Genomic DNA, 2,647 nt, shown 5'->3' on the forward strand with positions numbered 1-2,647 from the left:
TCGCGGCGCCGCTGGAGACCCCAGAAGAGCCCGCCCGAGAGGACCCCGCCCCGCAAGACCGAGCAGCCGGACGGGAAGATCGGCGAGGAGGCCGCGGATTTCGCGGAGTTTGTGGGCGCTGCGCGTGGCGACAAGGACCGGGGGCCGGTTCAGTCCGCCCAAAGACTCTCCGCCGTGAGACTCTCGGCGAACTCCGGGTAGACCTTCCACAGGTATCCGCCCATGACGAGCGCCGCGAGGATGTTCCCGACCAGGATCGACCACCAGGCGAGTTCCTCGAGGATCCAGCCACCCAGCATCGCGACCATGGCGATGAAAAAGACCTCGAAGACGACGAACAGCACGATGATGCCGAGGGCCAGCGGCGGGAACCTGGACACCTGTCTCGCGAGGCCGGAGACCGCGACGCCGAACAGCACGAAGAAGGCGAAGTGGGCGAGCGTGTAGCCGAGGACCGGTGCGAAGGAGATCTCGACCGCGGCCGGCGTCGGGGCGCCGCGGAAGAGGACCGTCGCCAGCGCCGCCGGCGTATAGAGCGGCTGCCGGAGCACGGCGTCGATGATGAGGAACCAGCACGCGACGACGAGCGCGCCGAGCACCCCGGCGTAAATCCCGTGCCGCGTGACGCGGTGCGTCTGGAGGAAGTTCATCATGCCCACGATGCCGGGCTCGGAACTCACCCAGTGCATGTGGGTGAACATCACGACCCCGGCGAGCGCGTTCCCGAAAAAGACAGCCGGCCAACCCGGCGCGGACATCACGAGCCCGGAAGGCGCCCGGATGAGTCCGATGTAGAACGCGAGCGAGCACACGAAGAGCCCGTACAGCGCACCGATGAAGACGTTGCGCGGGAGTCCGGCCCACTGAACGAGCGCCGCGGCCAGCATCCCGAGCCCGGCCCAGGTCGTGAAGTGGATGAGGGTGAAGCCCGCGACGATTCCGGTCGTGGCCTCGACCTCCGAGCGGCTGATGATCGCGCCCCAGAGGAAGGCGGGAGTCTGAAGCGGGGTCCCCTGCCCCAGGTCGTAGAAGTAGAAGAGCACCGCGAGGACGAATCCGCCCAGCAGCCCTCCGACGAGCCCGGCCCGGATCCTGCGCCTGAGCGTCAGCATGGCGTCAGCACGCAGAGTCCGGGTCGGCGGCGCGGGCCGCCTCCCATTCGCGCTGCTCCTCCAGGGCTCTCTCGACCTCTCGCTGGCGTTGCCGGCGGCGCGCCCGGAAGATCCCGCCCCCGATCACGACGAGAAGCAGGTAGGGCATCGCCGCCATGAACACGAACATCAGGACGTACCCCGCCTGTTCGTCGGGGGTATGCTGCATCTGCGGGGCCGCCGCGAGGACGGCGAAGGGTTTCGGCACGGCTGCTACAGCTTGTCGAGGACGAGCACCGCCATCAGCAGTGGAAGATAGAGGATCGAGGCCCGGAACAAACCCCGGGCGTTCGCCGGCGACGCGGCTCGAGCGAACCGGAACGCGGTCCACAGGAAGAAGCCCCCGAGGCCGAGCGCGACCGCGAAGTAGACGGCGCCCGTGAGACCGAGGACGCTCGGGAGCAGGCTCACGGGGATCAGGGTGAGCGCGTAGAGCAGCGCCTGGTGACGCGTCCGCCGGCCCTCGAAGTCGCCGACGGAGAGCATGCGAAGCCCGGCCGCCTCGTAGTCGTCGCGAAGCAGCCACGCCAGGGCGAGAAAGTGCGGCAGCTGCCACACGAAGAGGATCGCGAACAGGGCCCAGCCGCCGGGGCCGAGCTGCCCGGTTGCGGCGGTCCAGCCTCCGAGGATCGGCAGGGCCCCGGGCACCGCGCCCACAACCGTGGAGAGCGAGTGTACGCGCTTGAGCGGCGTGTATACGAAGTCGTAGGAGACGAAGGTGGCGAGCGCGAGACCGGCGGTAAGCGGATTGACCGCGATCCACAGCCAGGCGATCCCCGCCGCGGCCAGAACTCCGGAGACGACCGCAGCCGGGGGCGCCGCGATCCGGCCCGCCGGCAGGGGCCGGGCGCGCGTACGCACCATGAGCGCGTCCACATCCCGCTCCAGCACCTGGTTCATCGCGCTCGTCCCGGACGCGACGAGCGCCACGCCGGCCATGGCCTGCAGGAAGAGGGCGAAGTCGAAGCTCGCCGCGCCGAGGAGGAAACCGGCGGCCGCGGTCGCCACGACGAGCGCCGTGATGCGCGGCTTCGTGAGTTCCAGGTACGAGGGGAGCGTCCGGCGAATCGAGCGGATCCGTGTCGAGATCCCGCCAGGCGGGATACGGCCGGCCCCGGCAGCTTCGGGCGAACGCCCCACCGCTCGCGGAGCCGACGCGGGGTCCTGCCACGGGCTGCCCTGAAGGCTTCCGACTTCCACGGCGGAGTCGGCGCCTACACGTACTCCATCATGATCGCGATGATCATGATGGCCACCGCCGGCAGCGGAGCCAGCGCCACCAGCCGCAGGCGGTTGGGCTCGAACTTCAGGTGCATGTAGTACATCGCCACGAGCAGCGCCTTCCAGGCCGCCATGACGAGCAGCGACGTGACGATTAACCATTTCGCGATCGCCAGGTACACCACGCCCACCTCGAGCGCCGTGAGGATGGCCAGGTACAGCCAGATGAGCATGTACTTGGGATGCTCGTGTCCGTGATCGTCCGCCGCTTGTCC

The 2,647-nt window shown here is 69.1% G+C and carries 4 protein-coding genes; all 4 read right to left on the minus strand.

Annotation, left to right across the window (positions count from 1 at the left end; all coding sequences use genetic code 11):
• Positions 1–149 precede the first annotated feature (149 nt).
• Positions 150–1,112 (minus strand): hypothetical protein, encoded by a 963-nt coding sequence (locus tag OXN85_05890; protein MCY3599480.1) that lies wholly within the window; start codon positions 1,110–1,112, stop codon positions 150–152.
• Positions 1,113–1,116: 4 nt separating this feature from the next.
• Positions 1,117–1,359: a hypothetical protein gene (locus OXN85_05895; protein MCY3599481.1), complete on the minus strand. Its 243-nt coding sequence runs from the start codon at positions 1,357–1,359 to the stop codon at positions 1,117–1,119.
• A 5-nt stretch (positions 1,360–1,364) separates the two neighbouring features.
• Positions 1,365–2,351 (minus strand): heme o synthase, encoded by a 987-nt coding sequence (gene cyoE / locus OXN85_05900; protein ID MCY3599482.1) that lies wholly within the window; start codon positions 2,349–2,351, stop codon positions 1,365–1,367.
• 14 nt (positions 2,352–2,365) lie between these two features.
• The coding region (locus OXN85_05905; GenBank protein MCY3599483.1) for a cytochrome C oxidase subunit IV family protein at positions 2,366–2,647 on the minus strand (282 nt) is incomplete at its 5' end.

The sequence above is a fragment of the Candidatus Palauibacter australiensis genome (assembly GCA_026705295.1).
GTDB classification, from domain to species: domain Bacteria; phylum Gemmatimonadota; class Gemmatimonadetes; order Palauibacterales; family Palauibacteraceae; genus Palauibacter; species Palauibacter australiensis.